A 21857-nucleotide genomic window follows, 5' to 3' on the forward strand; every position below is an offset into this window, starting at 1 on the left:
GAACGCGCACGCCACGGCTATTTAAGGATATTTCTTATGAACCGCACATTGTGCGCAGCCACCTTGGCGTTGATTGCCTCGGCCGCGAATTCTGGTCCTTTGGACGAGCCGCATCTGGACATCATTCCACGTACGGCCGCTGAACAGGATCGCATCACCGCCGCAACGCAGTTGGCGACACGCTTTGACGCCCCGCAACAGTTTGAAGAAAACAGTGCGGGTGCTGCCACTGTCCGCGCCCGAACAGATGCAAACGCGTTTTCTGATCCCTCTGGCAATATCAGTTTTGACAAAGAGCTGGACTTTAAGGTTGGGAATGGTTTTTTCCGCAAGATATGGGTGAGTTCGCCCTCGTCTACCTTGGCGTCCGATGGGTTGGGGCCGATTTACAATGCGCGGTCGTGTCAGCGGTGCCACATCAAAGATGGGCGTGGGCATCCGCCAGAAGATCACGATGATAATGCGGTTTCGATGTTTTTGCGTGTCTCGATCCCCGGTGATGCGCGTCACGCGATGGCAGAGATCGAGGACTATATCGCGACAGCGTCAGAGCCGACCTATGGCACGCAATTGCAAGACAGTTCAGTTGCGAATGTGCCTGCTGAATATCGCTTGCAAATAGATTACACGGAGACCGAGGTGGCCTTGTCCGGTGGTGAGACAGCGCATTTACGCGTGCCGACCTATACGGCTGCGGATTTGGGGTATGGGCCGTTGCATCCAGAGGCGATGTTATCGCCGCGGGTTGCGCCGCAGATGATTGGACTGGGCTTGCTAGAGGCCATTCCTGCGGCAGATATTCTGGCGCTTGCGGACCCGGATGATGCGGATGGGAATGGGATTTCTGGCCGCGCCAATATCGTGTGGTCGAAAGAATTCGAAACGCCCATGTTGGGCCGTTTTGGTTTGAAGGCGGGCAATCCGACGGTGATGCAGCAATCGGCGGGCGCTTTTGCCGGTGACATCGGGATTTCCAATCCGTTGTTTCCAACGCCGCAGGGGGAGTGCACTGACCTACAGGCTGATTGTCTGGCGGCCCCGCATGGAGATGGCGGCGACCGCGTGTTTGAAATTGATCAGGCTGCGCTGGATTTAACGGTGTTTTACAGCCGCAATCTGGGTGTTCCTGCCCGACGTGATGTGGCGGATGCAGACGTGCTGCGCGGTAAGCAGGTGTTTTACGAAACGGGCTGTACGGGATGTCATCAGCCTAGCTTTGTGACGCATCGTTTGAAGGATCGACCCGAGCAGAGTTTTCAATTGATTTGGCCCTATACGGATATGTTGTTGCATGACATGGGGCCGGGATTGGCGGACAACCGCCCCGAAGCGCGGGCGACGGGCACTGAATGGCGCACGCCGCCACTGTGGGGCATTGGATTGACCGAGCAAGTGTCTGGCCACACGTATTTTCTGCATGATGGACGGGCGCGGACCCTGTTGGAGGCTGTGCTGTGGCATGGTGGAGAAGCACAGACGCAGCGGGATGCGGTTGTGACATTGCCGCCTGCGGATCGTGCGGCATTGATCCGGTTTCTGGAGAGCCTGTGATGTTAAGAAAGGTCAGCATCGCATTGATATGTATGGCGCATTCCGCAATGGCGGATCAGGCTATTGTGGGCCGTTTTCTGGATGAGCATGCGCTGCCTGCCTTTGATCAGTTGGACAGGAGTGCTGCAAATTTGGCTGAGGTTTCAGCAACGCATTGTGACGGGCAGTCGCCGGAATTGCTGGCGGCTTATGGTCAGGCCTTTGATGCCTGGGTTGGGGTGAGCCATATACGTGTCGGGCCATCTGAAGAAGAGGACCGCGCCTTTGCATTGGCGTTTTGGCCGGACACCAAGGGGTTCACAGCGAAGTCGTTGAACGCATTGATCAAGGCTGCGGATCCGGTGGTGTATGAGCCAGAGGGTTTTGCGTCGATTTCCATCGCGGCGCGCGGGTTTTATGCGTTGGAGTTTCTGCTGTTTGACGCAGGATTGCAGGATGCTGAAACGGCGACCTATCGGTGTGATTTGGTTCGGGCCATTGCCCATGAGATTCACCAAAATGCGGCCGCGATAAAGTGGGGTTGGCAGGGGTATCAGGATGTTCTGCGTGTGCCTTCCGCTGACGGGCCATACAAAGATGACACTGAGGCGCTGCGCGAGGTCTTTAAGGCGTTGCATACGGGATTACAGTTTACATCTGATGCCCGATTGGGGCGACCGCTTGGCACGTTTGAACGGCCTCGGCCACGGCGTGCAGAGGCATGGCGATCAGAGCGATCTGCACGGCACGTTCAGCTGGCGTTGGTTGCGAGTTATGAACTGGCTTTGATGCTGGCGGCGGATGAGCCGCTGATCACGCAATCGCTGCAGGCGGCCTATGATCGTACGATTGAGCTGGTTGAGCAGATTGATGATCCGGCCTTTGCCGGGGTGGCTGATCCGTCTGGGCGGTTCCGGGTTGAGGTTTTACGGCAAGCCGTTGATCGTATTCGGGAAATCGTGACCCTTGAGCTGGCACCTGCGTTGGGGGTGACGGCGGGCTTTAACTCTTTGGACGGTGATTAATGGAGACGACGCGGCGATCTTTTTTGGCGGGGCTGCTTGCGGCAAGTGCTTGCCCTACGCCAAGTTGGGCGGATGTGGGCAGCCCTGCGTTTTTAAGTGCGGCGCGGCAGCGGGATGGGGCGTTTGCGTTGTTTGGATTGGCGGCGGACGGGGCGCATCTGTTTGAAATACCCCTGCCCGCGCGCGGACATGCAGCGGCGGCGCATCCCTATCAGCCGATTGCCGTGGCCTTTGCGCGGCGTCCGGGGACCTTTGCGGTGGTGATTGATTGCAGCACTGGGCACGAGATCAAGAGGTTGCTCGCGCCTGCGGGGCGGCATTTTTATGGGCATGGCGTCTTTTCAGGTGACGGTGCGCTGTTGTTTACCACCGAGAACGACTTTGAGCAGGCAGAAGGGCGAATTGGGGTTTGGGACGTGGCGCGCGGCTATCAACGGGTGGCTGAGTTTTCGTCGGGCGGTGTGGGGCCACATGACATAAAGCTGATGCCGGATGGTCAAAGCCTTGTGATTGCGAATGGTGGGATTGAAACGCATCCAGACAGTGGGCGCACAAAGCTGAATATCCCGACGATGCAGCCAAACCTTAGCTACGTTTCGCTAGAGGGCATGGTGCTGGATCAGGTGGGGCATGGGGCGGCGCGGCGTCTGGCCTCTATCCGGCATTTGGCGGTGCGGGGTGATGGGCAGGTTGCGATTGGGTGCCAATGGCAGGGATCACTGGCTGATGAGCCGTTGGTTTATACGCACAACCGAGGGGCGGATTTAACTGCGGTTCCCCTGCCCCAGCAATCTGTTGATTTTGGGGGGTACATTGGCAGCATTGCCTATGCGGCGGATGGGCAGATGATTGCAGCGACGTCACCGCGCGGAAATGTTGTGTTGCTGCATGATTTGCGCACAGCGGTCTCTTCTGTGGTGTCACAGGCAGATGTGTCTGGCGTTGCGGCGGCGCAGGATGGGCTTGTGCTGACGACCGGAGAGGGTTTGCTTTTAAAGGGAACGGGAGCTGGGTTATCAACCGTCGCTGCGGCTGATGTGCAGTGGGATAACCATTTGGTCGCGCTGAATACGTAAAGGATGATTTAAACGAACGTCGCATTCCTCCGCATAAATCGTCAATTTGTTGAGTTAACGCTTTCATTTATGTCATAATCAACACTACGTTGACGATATGGATCGCATTGACTTAATGAAGGCCTATGTGGCCGTAGCAGAAACGGGATCGTTTACAGGGGCTGCACAGCGCCTTGGTATGACCCCGCAACTGGTTAGCAAATACGTACGGGCGCTAGAGGATCAGCTAGATGCGCAGTTGTTTATTCGCTCTACCCGGAATGTACGGCTGACGGAAACAGGGGCGGCATATCTTGGCAAATGTTTGCAGCTTTTGGAGGATTTCGACGAGTTGACCGCGGCTGTGCGTCAGGATCATCGCGCGCCTCAGGGCAAGCTGACCATTGCGGCACCATCGACCTATGGCGAGTTATTTCTTGCAGATGCCATCGCGGATTTTGCATTGGCCTACCCAAAGGTTCAGATAGATTTGCAATTGTCTGACCGCTACGTCAGCCTGCTGGACGAAGGGATTGATGTTGCGATCCGTATTGGTCATCTAGAGGATTCCAGCTTTGTTGCCAGTAAGATAGCCCAAGCGCGGCTGGTCTATTGCGCCAGCCCTGAATATCTGGCGCGGCACGGAACGCCACGAAAACCCGAAGATTTGCGGGACCACGCCTGTATTATTGATAGCAATTTCAGGATGGGACATAGCTGGCCCTTTTCAAGCCCGAGTGGTTCGGAAAAGGTCGAAGTTACGGGCCGCTTGAAGGCCAATAGCGCGGGTGCTGCGCGGCGGTTTGCATTAAAGGACGGTGGAGTCTTGTTAAGCCCTGAATATGTTGTTGAGGCAGATATAAAAGACGGTCGCCTGTCGCCGATTTTAGAGCATCACTGGCCCGAAAGTTTGGGGGTATATGCGGTTTACCTTGAGAACCGCCACCTGTCGGCAAAGGTGCGCGTCTTTGTTGATTTTATGCGATCAAAGCTGCGTCGATAATTATCTACATTTTGTTGATAGTGAAGCCATAATAAGCCAGATTAACACCGGTGATACTCTGAGTATATCTTGCAAAGACCCCAAAACGGAGAAGCAAGATGTTGGTGGATGGAAAATGGAATGCGGACTGGCAGCCGGTACAGGCTGCCGATGAGAAAGGGCGATTTGTTCGTCAGGATTCGGTTTTTCGCGATTGGATTACACCTGATGGGCACCCCGGACCTGAAGGTCAGCCCGCCTTACCTGCAGAGGCAGGTCGTTATCATTTGATCGTCGCTTACATTTGCCCATGGGCGTCGCGCGCCCTGATGGCGCGTGCGTTGAAGGGGCTTGAGGATGTGATTTCGATAACAGTGGTTGACCCGCGCCTTTCTAACGAAGGATGGACGTTTGGCGATTTCCCCGGATCGGACATGACCGATCCGTTGATCGGCGCGACCTATATGCATGAATTCTATACCCATAGTGATCCGAAAGTGTCCGGCCGTGCGACGGTGCCTGTGCTTTGGGACAAGAAAACGGGGCGCATCGTGAATAATGAAAGTGCTGATATTCTGCGGATTTTGAATTCTGGGTTTGGTGAACTTGCGAATAATGACATTGACCTACGCCCTGACGCGCTGCTGGCGCAAATCGAAGACCTGAATGCGCAGATGTATGACAGCCTGAACAATGGCGTTTACAAAGCCGGTTTTGCGACGTCTCAGTTTGCTTATGAAGAAGCCAACGACGGCATTTTCGCAATGTTGGAGAGGTTGGAAAGCCAGCTTTCTGATGGTCGTCGTTTTCTACTGGGGCAAGAGATTACAGAGGCTGACATTCGGGCCTTTGTCACCTTGATCCGGTTTGATGCGGCCTATGTTGGGTTGTTTAAAACCAACCGTTGCCGCATTGCGGACTTCCCTTATTTGCAAGGCTTTCTGAATTCAGTGCTGGCTCTCCCTGGCATTCGTAGCACGGTTCGGATCGACCATATCAAGGCGGGGTATTATTCTATCAAAGCCCTAAACCCGAACGGCATTGTGCCGACGGGACCGGATTTTTCAGAGTTGGGATTGTAAGCGATGCAGCCAGCTTTATTCCTACCGCATGGCGCGCCGGATTTGGCGCTTAGCCAAATTCCGGCTGCTCAATTCTTGCAAGGCCTTTTTGAGGACAGACCACTGCCGAAAGGGATTGTGATTATCTCGGCCCATTGGGAATCCCCGGGGCTTCAGCTGACCACGGCACCGCAGCTTGAGACCATTCATGATTTTGGTGGCTTTGGTCCGGCGCTGCACGCGTTGCATTATCCTGCAAAGACCGCCTCTTGGGTCATTGAAGCGACCAAGCAAGCCTTGAACGCAGGCGGTATTGAGGCCGAAGACAATTGGCAACGTGGGCTGGATCATGGCGCGTGGATTCCGCTGATGTTGGCGCTTCCAAAGGCTGACATTCCGGTAGTGCAATTGTCCCTGCCCTATGGCAGCACGCCAGAAGCGCTGTTTTATCTGGGGCAAGCGCTGTCAGAGTTGGCGCATCAGGATATTCTGGTGATTGGCTCTGGGGCGACGGTGCATAATTTACGCAAAATCGCACCCGAAGGCAGCAAGACGCCCGGTTGGGCGACTGGGTTTGATGATTGGATCGAAGACGTATTGATCGCCCAAGACTGGGCTGCGTTTTTTCAATTTCGAAACAGTGAATTCGGGCGGATTTCACACCCTACACCTGAGCATTTCTTGCCGCTTCTGGTGGTGGCTGGCATTTGTGATGCGCGATCTCGTTCGGTGATGAAGACCATTCATCGATCCTATAGTTATGGCTCGATTGGCATGGCGGCTTGGGAGGTTTGTGATGCGATTTGACCTTGCAAAGGCGCTTGGGGACGCGGCCCTATCGTCGGCTAGTCAGCGTGGGTTACCGCCGTTGGCAATTGTCATTCTGGATACGGGTGCGCATGTGAAATTTGCGGCCACCCAAGATGGCGCTGGCCCCCTGCGCTACCCGATTGCATTGGCCAAAGCGAATGCCGCTATCGGAATGGGCATGAGCACGCGGCAGCTTTTTTCGCTATTTGAAGGAGAGTTGCTGCCTGATCGCTTCTCGAATGCGATTTCGTCGGTTGCGACGCACGGGTTCGCGCCACAGCCCGGAGGGGAGTTGGTTATGGTTGATGGCTTGCCCGTTGGCGCCATTGGCATTTCGGGCGCGTCCTCTGATCAGGATGAAGCGATTGCGCTGGCAGCATTGCAGAGCGTCAAACAGGCATTTGTGTAAGAACAGGTTTAATGCCTGACGCCCTCCTTGCGCATCATTCGATGCGCAGGGTCATCCCATCTTGGCCGATGGTTGTTTGGCCTGCCCATGTCTTTTGAACGTCAGCGCGCCAATCTGCTTCGCCAAAGTTTGGATCGTCTGCTGGTACCAAGTGGTTTAACACGAGATGGCCAACATTGGCTGCGCTTGCGATCTTTCCGACATCCTCTGCCGGTGTATGTGAGGCGAGCAGATGTTCGCGTAGGCGTTCTGCGCCCGGGGTGCGTTTGATCAAGTTCTCCACGCCAGCCATCAGCATTGCTTCGTGGATCAACACGTTGGCCCCTTTGGAAAATTCCGCGAGTGGTGGGAAATAACAAGTGTCCGCTGAAAACACGATGGATTTTCCATTTGCCTCAAACCGCAAGGCGAAACAGTCCGTGATCGGAGGGTGATCAACGCGCAATGCGGTGACAGCCAGATCCCCAAGACGGGTGACATCACCCGGACCGTAGGTTTCAATCGTTATCATATCGCGCAATGGCGGGCGGCCTTCGTCGTCCATACGAATTGCGTAATCAAAGGACATTGAGGCAAGGAAGCCATCCCAATAGCCCTGTATCCCTTCGGGGCCATAGACTTTGACTTCGCGTCGAAGTCCCGTTGTCCAGGCGGTGTAAAGCAGCGGGCCAAGTTCTAAGACATGGTCAGAATGCAGGTGCGTTATGAAAATCGCATCTATGTCTAGCAGGCTGACGCCTGCCTCTACCGTGCTGCGCGCGGCACCGATTGCGCAATCAATCAGGACCGTCTGGCCCCCAAATTGCAAAAGCGATGCGGTTGGCATTGCGCCGCCCTGACGAATGGCAGGGCCGCCTTTGACGCCCAGCAGTGTGACTTGTTCCATGCAGTGCCTTTCTAGCGCGTCAGCGAACGGCTGTTTCAATCGCGGTTATACCAACACGGAGGATTGCCCTGAGCAAGCCGCCGCGCCAAAAAAATTGAGACGGTTTTCTCGGTTTTACAGCGCGTTGGTTACTTTGCTGGGTTACCGAAGCCCCCACCTCCCGGAGACATGAGAACAAAGACATCCCCCGGATTCATTTCGGCCTCGTCATTGCCTTTTAGGCTTTCTTTGGTGCCGTCCTTGCGAATGACGCTGTTGATGCCTGCTGCGCCTTCTTGGCCACCGTCCACGCCATGCGGGCGGGTTACACGGTGAGAGGACAAGACGGTGACGGTCATCGGTTCTAGGAATTGCAGGGCACGCACGATGCCGTCGCCGCCATTGAATTTGCCTTTGCCGCCTGAATTTTGGCGGATCGAGAACTCGTCGACGCGGACGGGAAAGCGCGTTTCCAGCACCTCTGGATCGGTCATGCGGGTGTTTGTCATATGGCTGTGCACGGCGCTTGCCCCGGCAAAGCCATCGCCCGCGCCTGTGCCGCCGCAGATGGTTTCGTAGTTTTGGAACTCATCGTTGCCATAGACGAAATTGTTCATGGTCCCTTGGCTGCCCGCGATCACGCCCAGCGCGCCATAGAGCGTGTCGGCGATTGATTGGCTGACCTCGGTGTTGCCTGAGATTACGGCCGCTGGGGCTTGGGGATTGATCATGGTTCCCTTTGGAACGATGAGATTCAGCGGCTTTAGGCAGCCCTCGTTCATTGGGATGTTTGAGCCAACCAATGTTCTAAAGACATAAAGAACAACCGCGCGGCAAATTGCGAGTGGTGCGTTGTAGTTGAACGGGTCCTGTTGGGAGGTACCGGTGAAATCAATTGTGGCTTCGCGCGCGGTTTTATCCACGGAAATCGCCACCTTAATCTGCGCGCCGCTGTCCATGGGATAGGTGAAGCGACTGTCGCGTAAAACGTCGAGCACGCGGCGCACGCTTTCTTCGGCATTGGCTTGAACGTGGCCCATGTAGGCATGTACAACGTTCAATCCGAATTGACGGGTGATCTTGGTCAGTTCGACAACCCCAGTCGAGTTCGCGGCGACCTGTGCTGCCAAATCGGCCATGTTCTGATCAATGTTGCGACAAGGGTATTTGCCCGATGACAAGAGCGCGCGGGCTGCTGCCTCCTGTAGAACGCCCTCTTTGACGAGACGGACGTTATCAATCAACACGCCTTCTTCTTCGATATGGCGGCTGTCAGGCGGTGCGGAGCCCGGGGTTTTGCCGCCGATGTCAGCGTGATGGCCCCGCGATGCGACGGTGTAGATGATGCTTTCGCCCTGATCATCAAACACAGGTGTGATGACGGTGACGTCTGGCAGATGCGTGCCCCCATTGTATGGGTTGTTCATCATAAAGACGTCGCCGGGGCGGATTTTGCCTGCGTTCTGCGCAAGGACGATGCGCACGCTTTCGGACATAGACCCAAGATGGACAGGCACATGCGGTGCGTTTGCGACGAGGTCACCGTTTGCGTCAAAGATCGCGCATGAGAAATCATAGCGTTCTTTGATATTCACGGAATAAGCCGTGTTGGCGAGTGTCGCCCCCATTTGCTCGGCAATCGACATGAACAGGTTGTTAAAGACCTCTAGCATAACGGGATCAACGGTTGTTCCGATGGCTTCTTTGCGATCAAGGGCCACGACCCGCCGCAGGATCAAGTTTCCGCCTGTTGTGGCTTCTGCTTGCCAGCCTTGCTCTAACACGTTGGTGCCGGTTGGCTCTGTTAGGATAGCGGGGCCATCTACGGTTTCGCCAATTGCGAGCGTTGAGCGATCTACAAGGGGGACATCAACCCATTCGCCCTGGCTGAACATTGGGGCGGTTTTCGGGGTGCTGCGTGTGATGGGCGCTGTGTCGATTGTGACGGTTTCACCGGTTGAACCAATCGCCTCTGCGGTCAAAAGGTCGATGATTAGGGTCGCGTATTCTGGAACGAAACCAAAGCGTTGCTGATGGGCTTTGTTAAAGCTCAGTGTCATCTGTTCTGGCGTGCCAAAGGGGACTTCGAGCGTTTGATGCGCACCGTCTGTGCGGATGTGGGCCACGGAGACTGTGCGGATGTTGTTCGGATCAATGCCTTGTGCGGCGACTTCGGCTTTGGCTTTTTCGGTCAGCGTTTCTAAGGCGCGTTTGGCAGCTTCGGCGTCTTCGATGGGGGCTGCGAATTGATATTCGTGGATGGCGCGGACGTCTGCCAGCCCCATGCCAAAGGCAGATAGGACGCCAGCAAATGGGTGGATAAAGATGCTTTCCATGCCCAGTGCATCAGCCACTAGGCAGGCGTGTTGTCCGCCTGCCCCGCCAAAGCAGTTCATCGTGTATTTGGTGACATCGTATCCCCGTTGCACGCTGATCTTTTTGATTGCGTTGGCCATGTTTTCAACGGCGATCCGCAAGAAACCTTCGGCGATGTCTTCGACGGATTTACCACCACCGATTTCAGCGGCGAGTGTTTGGAATTTCTCACGCACCACGTCCACATCAAGGGGTTCATCCCCGTTGGGGCCAAAGACTGATGGGAATTCGGATGGCTGCAATTTGCCAAGCAGGACGTTGCAATCCGTTACGGTCAATTCGCCGCCACGACGGTAGGCGGCTGGTCCGGGGTTGGCACCTGCGCTTTCCGGGCCGACTTGCATGCGGCCATCACGGTAGGACAGGATCGAGCCACCACCCGCCGCGACGGTGTGAATGGACATCATCGGGGCGCGCATGCGCACTCCGGCGACTTCTGTTTCAAAGGAGCGTTCAAATTCGCCTGCGTAGTGGCAGACGTCGGTTGAGGTCCCGCCCATGTCAAAGCCAATCAGGCGATCAAAACCGTGTTCGGCTGCTGTGCGAACCATGCCAACAACGCCACCGGCTGGGCCGGATAGGATGGCGTCTTTGCCTTGGAAAAGGCGCGCGTCTGTGAGGCCGCCGTTGGATTGCATGAACATCAGGCTATCGCATCCGCCGTCAGATGTGCGCAGGGCGTTGGCCACTTGTTCGACATAACGGCGCAGGATTGGCGAGAGGTATGCATCCACTACGGCTGTATCACCGCGGGAGACCAGTTTGATTAGCGGGCTTGCCTCGTGGCTGAGTGAGACTTGAGTAAAGCCGGTTTGTCGTGCCATTTCGCCGAGGCGGGTTTCGTGATCGGTAAAACGGTAGCCGTGCATTAGTGCGATTGCGACGGATCGGTAGCCGTCTGCATAGGCTTTGGTCAGAGCTTCTTGGGCGCTTTCTGTGTCCAACGGAGATACGACCTCGCCGTCTGCACTGACGCGCTCGTCTACTTCGATGGCGTTTTCATACAGCAATTCGGGGAGTTTGATTTCCAGATCAAAAAGATCCGGCCGGTTCTGATAGCCAATCCGCAGAAGATCACCGAAGCCTTTGGTAATCAGAAGCAGAGTGCGCTCGCCCTTGCGTTCAAGCAGCGCATTGGTGGCGACGGTTGTTCCCATTTTCACGGCTGAAATGCGCCCTTTTGGGACGTCTTCGGCCCCTGTCACGCCAAGCATTGACTTGATCCCATGCACGGCGGCATCTGGATACATCTCGGGGTTTTCAGAGAGCAGTTTGTGCGTTTCCAATTGCCCATCTGGGCGGCGCGCAACGATGTCAGTGAACGTGCCGCCACGGTCAACCCAAAATTGCCATTTGTTTTTGTTGGCCGTTTCCATCGTCTGCTCCTTGGGTGTCTTGCTCGCAGATATGAGTATAACGCTGACAAATTGTCAACGTTATGAAGGGGAGCAGCACCGTTGATTGCGTTGGCGATCTTTATCCCTTTGCTCGGAGTGGGGCTTATAGTGATGCAGCTGCGCGGCTTGCTTGGTCGTATTGCCCAGACATCGTGCGCAGGTTAGCGGCGATTTCGCGCATTTCCTCGCCGGACATATCCATACGGTTCATCACATCCAGCAGGCATCTTTCGCGTACTTCGCGGTAGGCGTCGCAAAGCTGTTCGCCGGCATCGGACGTTTTATAGAACACCTCTTTGCCGCGTTTTTCGTTGGACAAAAGTCCCATCTTCAACAGCTTTCGAAGCGCATAGTTAACGGTATGGGTATCTTCGATATTGAGCAGGAAGCAAATGTCGGTCAGCCGTTTGTCCCGGCCGCGGTGATTGGTGTTGTGCAGGACAAGGATTTCCAAGGGTGTGAGGTCTGTGTTGCCGGCGGCTGACATGCAGCGGGTGGTCCAACGGGAAAACGCATTGTAGGCGACAATCATGCCAAATTCGATTTCTGACACTTCCCACCCCTCTCCGTCGGCCAAATGACGAGAAGACACAATGCGGCGTTTGGGGTTGGGGGCGTCATTCATTTGGCTTCACCTCAGCATATCGTTGGCGTTTAGCATATAAAATGCTGAGGTTAGTTCCAGTTCAAACGGTGTTTAGGTCACGCTTCTTTTGGCTGCATGCGTTTGTCTATTCGGGAAACGCATGGTTTTGCGTTTCCCTGACTTAGCTAAATATCGAACTTAACGCCCTGTGCGAGTGGTAGTTCTGCTGAGTAGTTTACGGTCGAGGTTTGGCGCCGCATGTAGCCTTTCCATGCGTCCGAGCCGGATTCACGGCCACCGCCGGTTTCTTTTTCACCACCAAAGGCACCGCCGATTTCTGCACCAGACGGGCCAATGTTTACATTGGCAATGCCGCAGTCTGACCCGCTGGCTGATAGGAATGTCTCTGCCTCGCGCAGGTTTAAAGTAAAGATGCAAGATGACAGGCCTTGGGGGACGTCGTTTTGCATCTCTATCGCCTCGTCTAGCGTGTCATATTCCATGACGTAGAGAATGGGCGCAAAGGTTTCGTGTTTCACCGTTGCCGTTTGGTCCGGCATTTCCACCAAGGCTGGCGCGACATAGGCGCCGTTTGGAACATTATCGTGGACAGGCGCGCCGCCATGCACCTTGCCGCCTTCGGCTGTTGCGTTTTCAAGGGATTGCTGCATGGCCTCCAGGGCGGCTTGGTCGACAAGCGGGCCAATGAGCGTGCCCTCTTTGCGGGGATCACCGATTGGCAATGACGCATAGGCTTTGGCAAGTTTTGCGACCAATTCGGTTTTTAGCGACTTGTGCACGATCAAGCGCCGCAGCGATGTGCACCGTTGCCCCGCCGTGCCAACGGCAGAGAAGACAATTGCACGAACGGCCATTTCCAAATCTGCCGATGGAGCCACGATCATGGCGTTGTTGCCGCCAAGCTCTAAGATTGGTCGCCCCCAGCGAGCGGCCACTTTTGGCCCCACGATGCTGCCCATGCGGGTTGAGCCTGTGGCGGATAGGATAGGCACATCTTTTGACGCAACCAAGGCCTCGCCAATGTCTGCGCCGCCAATGATGACTTGGCTTAGACCATCCGGTGCATCGCCGAACCGCGCCAAGGCCCGATCAAAGATTTTCTGGCAGGCCAAGGCTGTCAGTGGCGTCTTTTCGGATGGTTTCCAGATGACCGGATTGCCGCAAACAATCGCAAGGGCTGCGTTCCATGACCAAACGGCGACAGGGAAGTTAAACGCCGAAATCACACCCACTGGACCGACAGGATGCCAGGTTTCTGTCATCTTATGGCCGGGACGTTCGGATGCAATGGAGAGGCCATATAGTTGCCGCGATAACCCGACAGCGAAATCGCAGATGTCGATCATCTCTTGGACTTCACCCAAACCTTCGGAGGTGATTTTCCCGGCTTCTAAGGTGACCAATGCGCCTAGTTCTGATTTTGCGGCGCGCAGTTCTTCGCCCAGCAGGCGGATCAGCTCGCCGCGACGGGGGGCTGGTACGGTGCGCCATTCTTTAAAGGCGGTTTTTGACAGTGCGATTGCGTCGGACACCTGCGGCACGGTGGTTTCTTTGACTTGCGCCACGCGCTGGCCATCAATGGGCGAGACGACGTTTAGGGAGCCGCCCTCCAGTTCATGCGGTTGAAATCCAAGCGCCTGTAGTACCTGAGTATGTTCCATCGTGTTCTCCCCTAGGCCGTGAAATGGCAAGCCTTCATATGTATTGCCCATATTACCGTAGCTTGACCTGCATAAAAATACATGAAAACTGATTGTATCAGTGAATAAAACTCATGGATTAAATCAATTGTCGTCAAACGCTCATCTGCCCAGCCTCTCTGTTCTTCGGTGTTTTGAGGCCGCGGCCAAACACGAAAGTTTCACTGCTGCGGCTGAAGAGCTGGGGCTGACACAGGGGGCCGTCAGCCGACAGGTCAAAGACCTAGAGGATCAGATCGGCGCGGCGCTGTTTCGGCGCGAAGGGCGTGGTGTGCGATTGACCCATGCGGGACAACGGTTTGCCAAAGATATTGCGCAGAACCTTACGCAGTTGCGCCGCAGTGTGTTTCAGGCGGTTGCTGCGGGTGAGGCACAGAATGTCTTAACGATTTCTGCCTTACCCACCTTTGCAACACGTTGGCTTGTTCCACGGCTGGTGGATTTCAAACAAGTTCACGCCGACATTTGTCTTGTGCTGCAAACGCGGTCGGAACCGTTTGATTTGATCGAAGAAGGTGTTGATTTGGCGATACATTTTGGCGCGCCGGAGTGGCCCGGAGCGCAAATTACTCCGCTGTGTCCCGAAGATTTGGTGGTTGTTGCAGCGCCTGAGCTGCTTCGCCAACAAGCAGACCCAGAGCATCCAGACATGAGCGCCCTGCCGCTTCTGCATATTTCATCACGCCCCCATCTTTGGGATGCGTTTCTAAAGGGGCAAAGCTCGCGCGTAGGGTCAAAGAACCAGAGCAGTTATTTTGATCAGTTTTCGCTTGTCATCTCTGCGGCGATTTCGGGTTTGGGGGCTGCGATATTGCCCACCTATTTGATCGAAGATGAGCTGGCGGCGGGCACGTTGGTCAGGCTTGCCTCTGTGCCGAATTCGCCCAACCAGAACTACTTTATAGCAACGCCGACTGCTGTGCCGAACCCGCTAGCTGCGGCTTTTGCAGCTTGGGTTCGAAAGCAGGTGACACAGCGTGTTTGATGCGGGCTAAGACCCTATAGGCGGCGGATTAGGCCACGCGATTTCCTGCGCTCCATGTTTCTTGGAGGACGGGTGTGCCGTCGAAAACAGAGAAGCGGATGAGGTCTGCCCTGCCCCCTATTTCCAGCGTGCCCCGGTCCGTTAGCCCGACGGCTTTGGCAGGTTGGGAGGTGACGGTTGTCATGCCGCGCGCAAGGTTGCCCCAGATGTCCCCCAGTTGAACGGCTGCCATCAAAAGCCCTGCTGGCACGTAATCTGATGACAAGATGTCGAGGCGATCCAGTTGCGCCAGTTCGGCGGCTGCGACATTGCCGGAATGCGAGCCACCCCGGATGAGGTTTGGTGCGCCCATGATGGTGGCGATGTTATTTTCATGACAAGCCTGCGCTGCGGCGACGGTTGTTGGGAATTCGGCAATCGTGACGCCATAGGCATGGCTGGCGGCAACTTGATCTGCGGTGGTGTCGTCGTGGCTTGCGAGCGTTGCGCCTAAGCGTTTGGCGGCAGCGACGGTGGCGGCCTCGTGGTCGGCGCCGTATTGTGCTTGTAGGCTATAGAGGAAATCGACGTAGTCGCGATATTCTTGGTCTCCGAAGCTGTATTTGCCACGCACATAGGTTTCGAATTTTGACAGGTCTGCGAATTGGCGTTGGCCAGGGGTGTGATCCATCATCGAGACGATGCCGATACGGTCCTCTGCTGAAAACTCATCGAATTCCGCGACAAGCGTTTCTGAGCAAATCTCGGCACGCAGGTGAATGTGGTGACTGATCCGCAGTTGCCCCTGTTCGCGCATTGCGAGGATTTCGTCTGCCATTCTGCGGGCATATTTGCCATAGCGTTTGCTTTGACCCGATACGATTGAGCCAACGCGGATCGCGTCAAATACGGTGGTGATCCCAGTTCCTGCGAGCTCGCGGTCATGCGCCAAGATCGCGGCGCGATAGGGCCAATCGACTTTTGGACGCGGAGCTAAGTGGCGTTCTAGGTTATCAGTGTGCAGCTCCACCAATCCCGGCGCGAGGTAGTCGCCACCCAGATCAATGGCACTGGGTGGAACCGAAGAGCCGCTGTCGATGTCGGTGATCAATCCATCCTGAACGACCAAAGAGCCTGTGACGACTTCGTCGTTCAAAACCAGGTTGGCATTGGCGAAAATTGTTTGCTGGGTCATGTCAGGGTCACGCGAAATTTGAGGAAGTGAAATTGTACGATGGAAAGATCACAATTGAATGAAATGCTTTCGCTTTTTGCAAGTGTCGGGTGCGAAGGGATGCCATTGTTACGCTCCTGAGCCATAAAGATGATCAAGCGCGGTTTGGACTGTTCGATCCAACGGGCCGCTGTTGTCGATATTCCACGCGGTGAGGCCATCGGGCAGCGTTAAAGGTGCGCGATCAAGGCGGTGCAGGATTTCGGTTTTGGTTTCGCGTCCGCGAGCGGCTAGGCGTTCTGCAAGGACGTCCCGTTTGGCGGTGAGGTGGATGATTTCAAGGCGTTCGAATTGCTTCATCGCGGGCAAGAGCGCGGAACGAGAGAGGTTGGCTAAAACATCCAGCCCTGCTTGCAGCAAGGCATTCACCGACATTGGGATCGCATAGTGCATTTGATGTGCTTCCCAGCTTAGGGCAAATTGCCCTGCGGTCTCTTGGGCTTTGAATTCTGCGGTGGTGACACCATCGAAATCTTCGCCTCCTGCTGCGCTGGGTCGTGTTATGACTCGGCGTGCTAGGGCAATGCGGGGATCGCGGGCAGCCATGGCCTCCATGACGCTGTCTTTGCCAACGCCAGACGGGCCGACGACTGCGATGAACCGTCCGCTCATGCTGCTAGTCCCGGTGTATATTGGGTCATGTCGACCTGCCGATCACAAATCGCGTCGCGGGCGGCGTGGTCGTGGAAGATACCGATGATGGCAGCGTCACGTGCTTTTGCCTCTTTGATCATCTCAAGCACCGTTGCGCGGTTTGTTGGATCAAGACTGGCGGTCGGTTCATCTAGCAACAACGCGGGATATGGATAGGAAAAGCCGCGCGCGATGTTGACGCGTTGCTGTTCACCGCCCGAGAATGTTGTTGGGCTAAGGGACCAGAGACGTTCAGGGATATTGAGCCGTGCGAGCAAGTCTTGGGCTGTACGAAGTGCCTTGTCCTGTGGGGTTCCTGTGACCAGCAAGGGTTCTGCAACCACGTCAAGCGTTGACACGCGCGGGACGACACGCAGGAACTGGCTGACGTAACCAAGGGTGCGGCGGCGCAGTTGAATGATCTCGCGCGGGGCTGCGCGGGCGACATCCACGTCGCCGATCATGATCCGGCCAGTTTCGGTTAGATAGTTCCCGTAGATCATCCGCATCAATGTGGATTTGCCTGCACCTGAGGCTCCGGTGAGAGCAACACATTCGCCTGGTGCGACCTGCAACGAGGCCGCTTGCATGACAGAGATGTTTGCGGCGCCCTGATTGTGCAGGACAAAGGATTTTGAAACGTTCTCGATAGAAATCATGGGATCAAACCTGCAAAACAGAGGAAACAAGGAGCTGGGTATAGGCGTGTTGCGGATCGTCTAGCACCTGATCGGTCAGGCCGGTTTCGATCACATGCCCATCCTTCATAACCATCAAGCGATCCGCCAAGAGGCGCACAACGGCGAGATCATGGGTAACGATGATCGCGCTTAGGTTCATTTCACGCACGAGGCTGCGCAGAAGATCAAGCAGCCGTGCTTGGACGGAAACGTCTAATCCGCCTGTTGGTTCGTCCATAAACACCAGTCGCGGACCGGTAACCAAGTTCCGCGCAATTTGCAGACGTTGCTGCATGCCACCGGAAAAGGCGGTGGGGCGATCATCTATGCGGTCTTCGGTGATTTCGACACGACCGAGCCAATCAATCGCCTCGTCACGGATTGCGCCGTAGTGACGCGCATTCACGGCCATGAGCCGCTCGCCCACATTGCCGCCAGCACTAACGTTCATGCGCAGTCCGTCGCGGGCGTGTTGATGCACAAAAGCCCAATCGGTGCGGCTGAGCATCCGGCGCTCTGGCTCTGACATTGTGACGGTGTCGCGTAGACCATCGGCGCGGGTGTCAAAGCGGACGGCACCACGGTCTGGCGTTAGGTGACCGGCTAAGCAATTCAGAAGCGTTGATTTGCCAGAACCGCTTTCGCCGACGATGCCCATGACTTCGCCCGGATAGAGATCTAGTGAAACATCCGTGCAGCCAATGCGTGGGCCGTAGAATTTAGCTAGGTTTTCAACCTGTAAAAGCGGGGTCATGCTGCGTCCTCTTGAATGGGGGAGCCTTGTGCGCCCACATGGCCCTGCGCACGGCGTGTGCTGCAATAATCGGTGTCAGAACACATGAACACGCGGCCGCCTTGGTCATCGACGATCAGCTCGTCCAAGTAGCTGTCTTTTGCGCCGCAAAGGTCACAGGCGTGATCTGCTTTGCTGGCTTGGAATGGGTAGTCGTCGAAATCGAGGCTAACGACCTGTGTGTAGGGCGGGATCGCGTAAATGCGTTGTTCACGCCCAGCGCCGAATAGTTGAATGCCGGCCATTTCCAGTTTTGGATTGTCGAATTTCGGGATTGGCGATGGGTCCATCACATAGCGCCCTTCGACTTTGACCGGATAGGCATAGGCCGTAGCGATGTCGCCATGCTGACTGATGTCTTCGTAGAGCTTCACATGCATCAGGCCATATTCTTCGAGACTGTGCATCTTGCGCGTTTCAACCTCTGAAGGTTCGAGAAAGCGCAGCGGTTCTGGGATCGGCACTTGATAGACCAAGATTTGATCCGCGCGCAGGTCTTGTTCTGGGATACGGTGGCGGGTTTGGATGACGCTGGCGTCTGTCGTGGCCTCTGTCACCTGCACACCTGCTGTTTTTTCGAAAAACCGGCGGATTGATACCGCGTTGGTGGTGTCATCAGCACCTTGGTCGATGACTTTGAGCGTGTCTTCTGGCGTCAGAACGGCCGCTGATACCTGCACACCGCCAGTGCCCCACCCATAGGGCATAGGCATTTCGCGGCTGGCAAAGGGCACCTGATAACCGGGGATTGCCAGACCTTTTAGGATGGCGCGCCGGATCATCCGTTTGGTTTGCTCGTCCAGATAGGCGAAGTTATAATCGCTCATTCTGCTGCCTCCTGCGTAAGGTTGGCTTGCGCCTCGCAGCGCAGCTTGCGGATCAATTCAAGTTCGGATTGGAAATCGACGTAATGCGGCAGCTTGATATGCTCTAAGAAGCCGGTCGCTTGGATGTTATCGCTATGATACAAAACGAATTCTTCGTCTTGAGCAGGCGCGCCAAGGTTGTCTTCGCCCAGTTCTTTCCAACGGAGAGCACGGTCAACCAGCGCCATTGAAATGGCTTTGCGTTCTGTCATGCCAAAGACCAAACCATAGCCGCGTGTGAACTGTGGCGGTTGTGTTTTCGACCCTTGGAACTGGTTCACTGTTTCGCATTCTGTGACCGTGATTTCGCCAACGTCTATGGCGAAGCCAAGTTCGGGTATTTCCATTTCAACGGGAACTGTCCCGATGCGCAGCTCTGCCACAAAGGCGTGGTTGCGCGCGTAACCGCGTTGGGTGGAATAGGCCATACCAAGGATAAAGCCCTCGTCGCCACGAGTGAGCGATTGCAAACGCAACGCCCGGGTTGCAGGCAATTCGAGCGGTGTGCGTGTGAGATCAGGCGGGGTATCATCGCCCGCAGGTTCTGATTGGATCAGCTGCTCTTGATCCAGAAAGGACATGATATGTGGGGTTGTGTCCTGATTGGGGGTATCGACCGGCACATCGGTGGCCTCGCCATCTGCGGCCAGTTTGAAATCAAGCAGACGGTGCGTGTAGTCAAAGGTCGGGCCTAAGACTTGGCCACCCGGCGCATCCTTGAATGTCGCGGATATGCGGCGATCGCAGGACATATTTTCGGTGTCGATTGCAGTTGATCCACCAAAGCGTGGCAGTGTGGTGCGATAGGCGCGGATCAGGAAGATCGCTTCGATCAGGTCGCCGCGCGCTTGTTTGATAGCCAAGGCCGCGAGGTCTGGATCATAAAGCGACCCTTCGGCCATGACGCGATTGACGGCCAGCGCCATTTGTTCGCGGATTTGCGCGACGGTGAGTTCGGGCACAGAGGTATCCCCGCGCCGTTCTTCGGCCAACCATGCGTGGGCGTTGTCAATCGCCCGTTCGCCGCCCTTTACAGCAACATACATCAGCTTACCTTTGTGGTTCGGGGCAATGCCGCAAGGCGATTGCCACTGGTGAAAATGAAATCAAGACCCAGCGGGAAGAGCGCTGCGTTGGCTTGAAAGGCTTGCTGTTCTGGCAGCGATAGCTGCGCCTGATCCTTGATCCCCGGTCCTTTTAGGGTGGTGCCGGCGTTAGACAGGTCAGCTGTTTCAACGATCAAGGTGGCAGAGCGGTCCGGGTATTCCGGCGTGCCAATCGCGAATTCTGAAAGCGGCAGCGCCTGCCATGTGCCGATGGCGAAGGTGGCGTTTTCTACATCGGAAAACGGCGCGCCTGTGTGAAAGGTGATCCAATCGCGTACTTCAGGGGTGTTGTGACTTGTGCCCAAGTAGATTGGCGTGTCTGGATCGCAGAGCGTGAGTAGCACCGCACCGCAGGCGGTGCTTAGTGGAGACGGTGGTTTTGCGCCTGCTACATCCATGATGTCGCCCGGGCGGGCCATGGCTGTCATCACCGCGCGAAATGTGTGTGATGCATCGACGGGTAGGTCAGCAAAGCCGCCTTCGAGTAACTGAGCCTGCATCAATCTTCTCCTCGGACCATGGTAAAGAAATCGACTTTGGTGGCGGCGGCTTTGGCTGCGCGATCTGATTTGCGGTTTGTCGCGGCGAGGCGCAGTGGCCCCAAAACGGTGGCCTCTACGACATCCGCCGCATCGGTTTGCATGAGCGCATCAATCTGTGCGGCCTGAAGCGCGTGGTCCTGGTTGCGCCCTTGGACATAGCCATGACCAATCGTTCCATCAGAGAGTTTGACCGAGGCGCGGGTGACGGTCATTTCCCCTAGATTGAAGGCGGCACCAACTGCGCCTGCCCGGCCACGCACCATGACGCTACCAATCTCTGGCCCGCGCAAAACTGTATGATCCGGCGCAATGGTCAGCATTGCCCATAGGCGGGCCACATCCGCAGCAGGCGATTTTGCCAGCAGACCGAGCCACGCTTTTCGAGGGGCATTCAGATCGCTCATCATATTCATCTAGACAACTTCCGCATATACTATACAACTATACAAATCATAGGATATCACTCCGATTCTGCCAATCCTTCGAAGTATGAAGTTTCAATGACATGACCCAACGCACCCCAATCTGGAAAGCCATCGCCCTGTCGTTGCGCAGCGAAATCGCGGATGGCCAGTACAACGCTGGTGACAAGCTTCCGACAGAGGCCGCGCTTGCGACGCGCTTTGGTGTGAACCGCCATACGGTGCGTCACGCGATCACGGCTTTGGCTGACGAGGGGCTAGTGCATGCAAGGCGTGGTGCCGGGGTTTTCGTGACTTCTACGCCAACGGATTACCCCATTGGGCGGCGGGTCCGGTATCATGAAAACCTGCGGGCGGCGGGGCATCGGCCCGCCAAGACGATCCTGATGCAGGATACCCGCGTGGCGAAAGCTGCAGAGATCGAGGCACTACAGTTAACTGCAGATGCGCTGGTGCATGTGCACGAAGGGCTTTCGCTGCGGGAAAACCAACCTATCGCGTTGTTTCGCAGTGTCTTTCCGGCCGAACCGCTCCCTGCGTTGTTGGATCATCTACGGGATGATCCCTCTATTACCACTGCGCTAGAGAAATGCGGTGTCACGGATTACACCCGCGCCTCTACTCGCGTGAATGCAAAGCTGGCCACGGCCACCCAAGCACTGCATCTGCAAATCTCGGAACATGCGCCTATTCTACGAACGATTGGGGTGAATGTATCTGCGGATGGTACCCCAATTGAATTGGGGCACACTTGGTTTGCGGGGGATAAGGTGACACTGACGCTTGCCGATCTGTGACGC

21 protein-coding genes are annotated in these 21857 nt (G+C 55.8%); 9 read left to right on the forward strand and 12 right to left on the reverse strand.

Annotation, left to right across the window (positions count from 1 at the left end; all coding sequences use genetic code 11):
- The first annotated feature begins 36 nt into the window (after nucleotides 1–36).
- The 7 genes from Q4544_RS02870 to Q4544_RS02900 all read left to right on the forward strand — a co-directional run bounded on the left by Q4544_RS02870 (nucleotide 37) and on the right by Q4544_RS02900 (nucleotide 6872).
- On the forward strand, nucleotides 37–1551 hold the full coding sequence (locus tag Q4544_RS02870; protein ID WP_303503954.1) for a di-heme oxidoredictase family protein: 1515 nt from the start codon (nucleotides 37–39) through the stop codon (nucleotides 1549–1551).
- A complete protein-coding gene (locus tag Q4544_RS02875) occupies nucleotides 1551–2555 on the forward strand; it encodes an imelysin family protein (RefSeq protein WP_303503955.1) in 1005 nt (334 codons plus the stop codon). Before Q4544_RS02870 ends, Q4544_RS02875 begins: the two co-directional genes overlap by 1 nt.
- On the forward strand, nucleotides 2555–3631 hold the full coding sequence (locus Q4544_RS02880) for a DUF1513 domain-containing protein (RefSeq protein WP_303503956.1): 1077 nt from the start codon (nucleotides 2555–2557) through the stop codon (nucleotides 3629–3631). The genes Q4544_RS02875 and Q4544_RS02880 overlap by 1 nt, the downstream gene beginning before the upstream one ends.
- A 97-nt stretch (nucleotides 3632–3728) precedes the next feature.
- On the forward strand, nucleotides 3729–4613 hold the full coding sequence (locus Q4544_RS02885) for a LysR family transcriptional regulator (protein ID WP_303503957.1): 885 nt from the start codon (nucleotides 3729–3731) through the stop codon (nucleotides 4611–4613).
- Nucleotides 4614–4711: 98 nt separating this feature from the next.
- Nucleotides 4712–5674, forward strand: coding sequence for a glutathione S-transferase family protein (locus Q4544_RS02890; RefSeq protein ID WP_303503958.1), 963 nt, complete (start codon nucleotides 4712–4714; stop codon nucleotides 5672–5674).
- Nucleotides 5675–5677: 3 nt separating this feature from the next.
- Nucleotides 5678–6460: a class III extradiol ring-cleavage dioxygenase gene (locus tag Q4544_RS02895; protein WP_303503959.1), complete on the forward strand. Its 783-nt coding sequence runs from the start codon at nucleotides 5678–5680 to the stop codon at nucleotides 6458–6460.
- Nucleotides 6450–6872, forward strand: a complete 423-nt coding sequence (locus Q4544_RS02900) for a heme-binding protein (RefSeq protein ID WP_303503960.1) — start codon at nucleotides 6450–6452, stop codon at nucleotides 6870–6872. Before Q4544_RS02895 ends, Q4544_RS02900 begins: the two co-directional genes overlap by 11 nt.
- Nucleotides 6873–6906: 34 nt before the next feature.
- Here the strand turns inward: Q4544_RS02900 and Q4544_RS02905 are convergent, their stop codons facing one another.
- The 4 genes from Q4544_RS02905 to Q4544_RS02920 all read right to left on the reverse strand — a co-directional run bounded on the left by Q4544_RS02905 (nucleotide 6907) and on the right by Q4544_RS02920 (nucleotide 13778).
- Entirely contained in the window at nucleotides 6907–7758 is an 852-nt protein-coding gene (locus Q4544_RS02905; RefSeq protein ID WP_303503961.1) for an MBL fold metallo-hydrolase, read from the reverse strand.
- Nucleotides 7759–7886: 128 nt separating this feature from the next.
- Nucleotides 7887–11489, reverse strand: coding sequence for a hydantoinase B/oxoprolinase family protein (locus Q4544_RS02910; protein ID WP_303503962.1), 3603 nt, complete (start codon nucleotides 11487–11489; stop codon nucleotides 7887–7889).
- 124 nt (nucleotides 11490–11613) lie between these two features.
- A complete protein-coding gene (locus tag Q4544_RS02915; protein ID WP_303503963.1) occupies nucleotides 11614–12135 on the reverse strand; it encodes a winged helix DNA-binding protein in 522 nt (173 codons plus the stop codon).
- 146 nt (nucleotides 12136–12281) lie between these two features.
- On the reverse strand, nucleotides 12282–13778 hold the full coding sequence (locus Q4544_RS02920; protein WP_303503964.1) for an aldehyde dehydrogenase family protein: 1497 nt from the start codon (nucleotides 13776–13778) through the stop codon (nucleotides 12282–12284).
- Between the two features lie 100 nt (nucleotides 13779–13878).
- Here Q4544_RS02920 and Q4544_RS02925 point away from each other — a divergent pair, with 100 nt between their 5' ends.
- On the forward strand, nucleotides 13879–14802 hold the full coding sequence (locus Q4544_RS02925) for a LysR substrate-binding domain-containing protein (protein WP_303503965.1): 924 nt from the start codon (nucleotides 13879–13881) through the stop codon (nucleotides 14800–14802).
- Nucleotides 14803–14830: 28 nt separating this feature from the next.
- On the opposite strand, the gene Q4544_RS02930 is transcribed toward Q4544_RS02925, so the two are convergent.
- The 8 genes from Q4544_RS02930 to phnG all read right to left on the reverse strand — a co-directional run bounded on the left by Q4544_RS02930 (nucleotide 14831) and on the right by phnG (nucleotide 21048).
- Nucleotides 14831–15976 carry an alpha-D-ribose 1-methylphosphonate 5-triphosphate diphosphatase gene (locus Q4544_RS02930; protein WP_303503966.1) on the reverse strand — a complete coding sequence of 382 codons (1146 nt, stop codon included), beginning with the start codon at nucleotides 15974–15976 and terminating at the stop codon, nucleotides 14831–14833.
- 108 nt (nucleotides 15977–16084) lie between these two features.
- Nucleotides 16085–16627, reverse strand: coding sequence for a phosphonate metabolism protein/1,5-bisphosphokinase (PRPP-forming) PhnN (gene phnN / locus Q4544_RS02935; protein ID WP_303503967.1), 543 nt, complete (start codon nucleotides 16625–16627; stop codon nucleotides 16085–16087).
- Entirely contained in the window at nucleotides 16624–17307 is a 684-nt protein-coding gene (gene phnL, locus Q4544_RS02940) for a phosphonate C-P lyase system protein PhnL (protein WP_303503968.1), read from the reverse strand. Before phnL ends, phnN begins: the two co-directional genes overlap by 4 nt.
- Before the next feature lie 4 nt (nucleotides 17308–17311).
- Nucleotides 17312–18082, reverse strand: a complete 771-nt coding sequence (gene phnK, locus Q4544_RS02945; protein ID WP_303503969.1) for a phosphonate C-P lyase system protein PhnK — start codon at nucleotides 18080–18082, stop codon at nucleotides 17312–17314.
- Entirely contained in the window at nucleotides 18079–18948 is an 870-nt protein-coding gene (locus Q4544_RS02950) for an alpha-D-ribose 1-methylphosphonate 5-phosphate C-P-lyase PhnJ (RefSeq protein WP_303503970.1), read from the reverse strand. Before Q4544_RS02950 ends, phnK begins: the two co-directional genes overlap by 4 nt.
- Nucleotides 18945–20033, reverse strand: a complete 1089-nt coding sequence (locus tag Q4544_RS02955) for a carbon-phosphorus lyase complex subunit PhnI (protein WP_303503971.1) — start codon at nucleotides 20031–20033, stop codon at nucleotides 18945–18947. Before Q4544_RS02955 ends, Q4544_RS02950 begins: the two co-directional genes overlap by 4 nt.
- Nucleotides 20033–20593, reverse strand: coding sequence for a phosphonate C-P lyase system protein PhnH (gene phnH, locus Q4544_RS02960; protein ID WP_303503972.1), 561 nt, complete (start codon nucleotides 20591–20593; stop codon nucleotides 20033–20035). Before phnH ends, Q4544_RS02955 begins: the two co-directional genes overlap by 1 nt.
- Nucleotides 20593–21048, reverse strand: coding sequence for a phosphonate C-P lyase system protein PhnG (gene phnG, locus Q4544_RS02965; RefSeq protein ID WP_303503973.1), 456 nt, complete (start codon nucleotides 21046–21048; stop codon nucleotides 20593–20595). Before phnG ends, phnH begins: the two co-directional genes overlap by 1 nt.
- A 92-nt stretch (nucleotides 21049–21140) precedes the next feature.
- Between phnG and phnF the strand changes: the two genes are divergently transcribed.
- Entirely contained in the window at nucleotides 21141–21854 is a 714-nt protein-coding gene (gene phnF / locus Q4544_RS02970) for a phosphonate metabolism transcriptional regulator PhnF (protein WP_303503974.1), read from the forward strand.
- The last annotated feature ends 3 nt before the right edge of the window (nucleotides 21855–21857 follow it).

The sequence above is a fragment of the Cognatishimia sp. 1_MG-2023 genome, assembly GCF_030548175.1.
In the GTDB taxonomy this organism is placed as follows: Bacteria; Pseudomonadota; Alphaproteobacteria; order Rhodobacterales; family Rhodobacteraceae; genus Cognatishimia.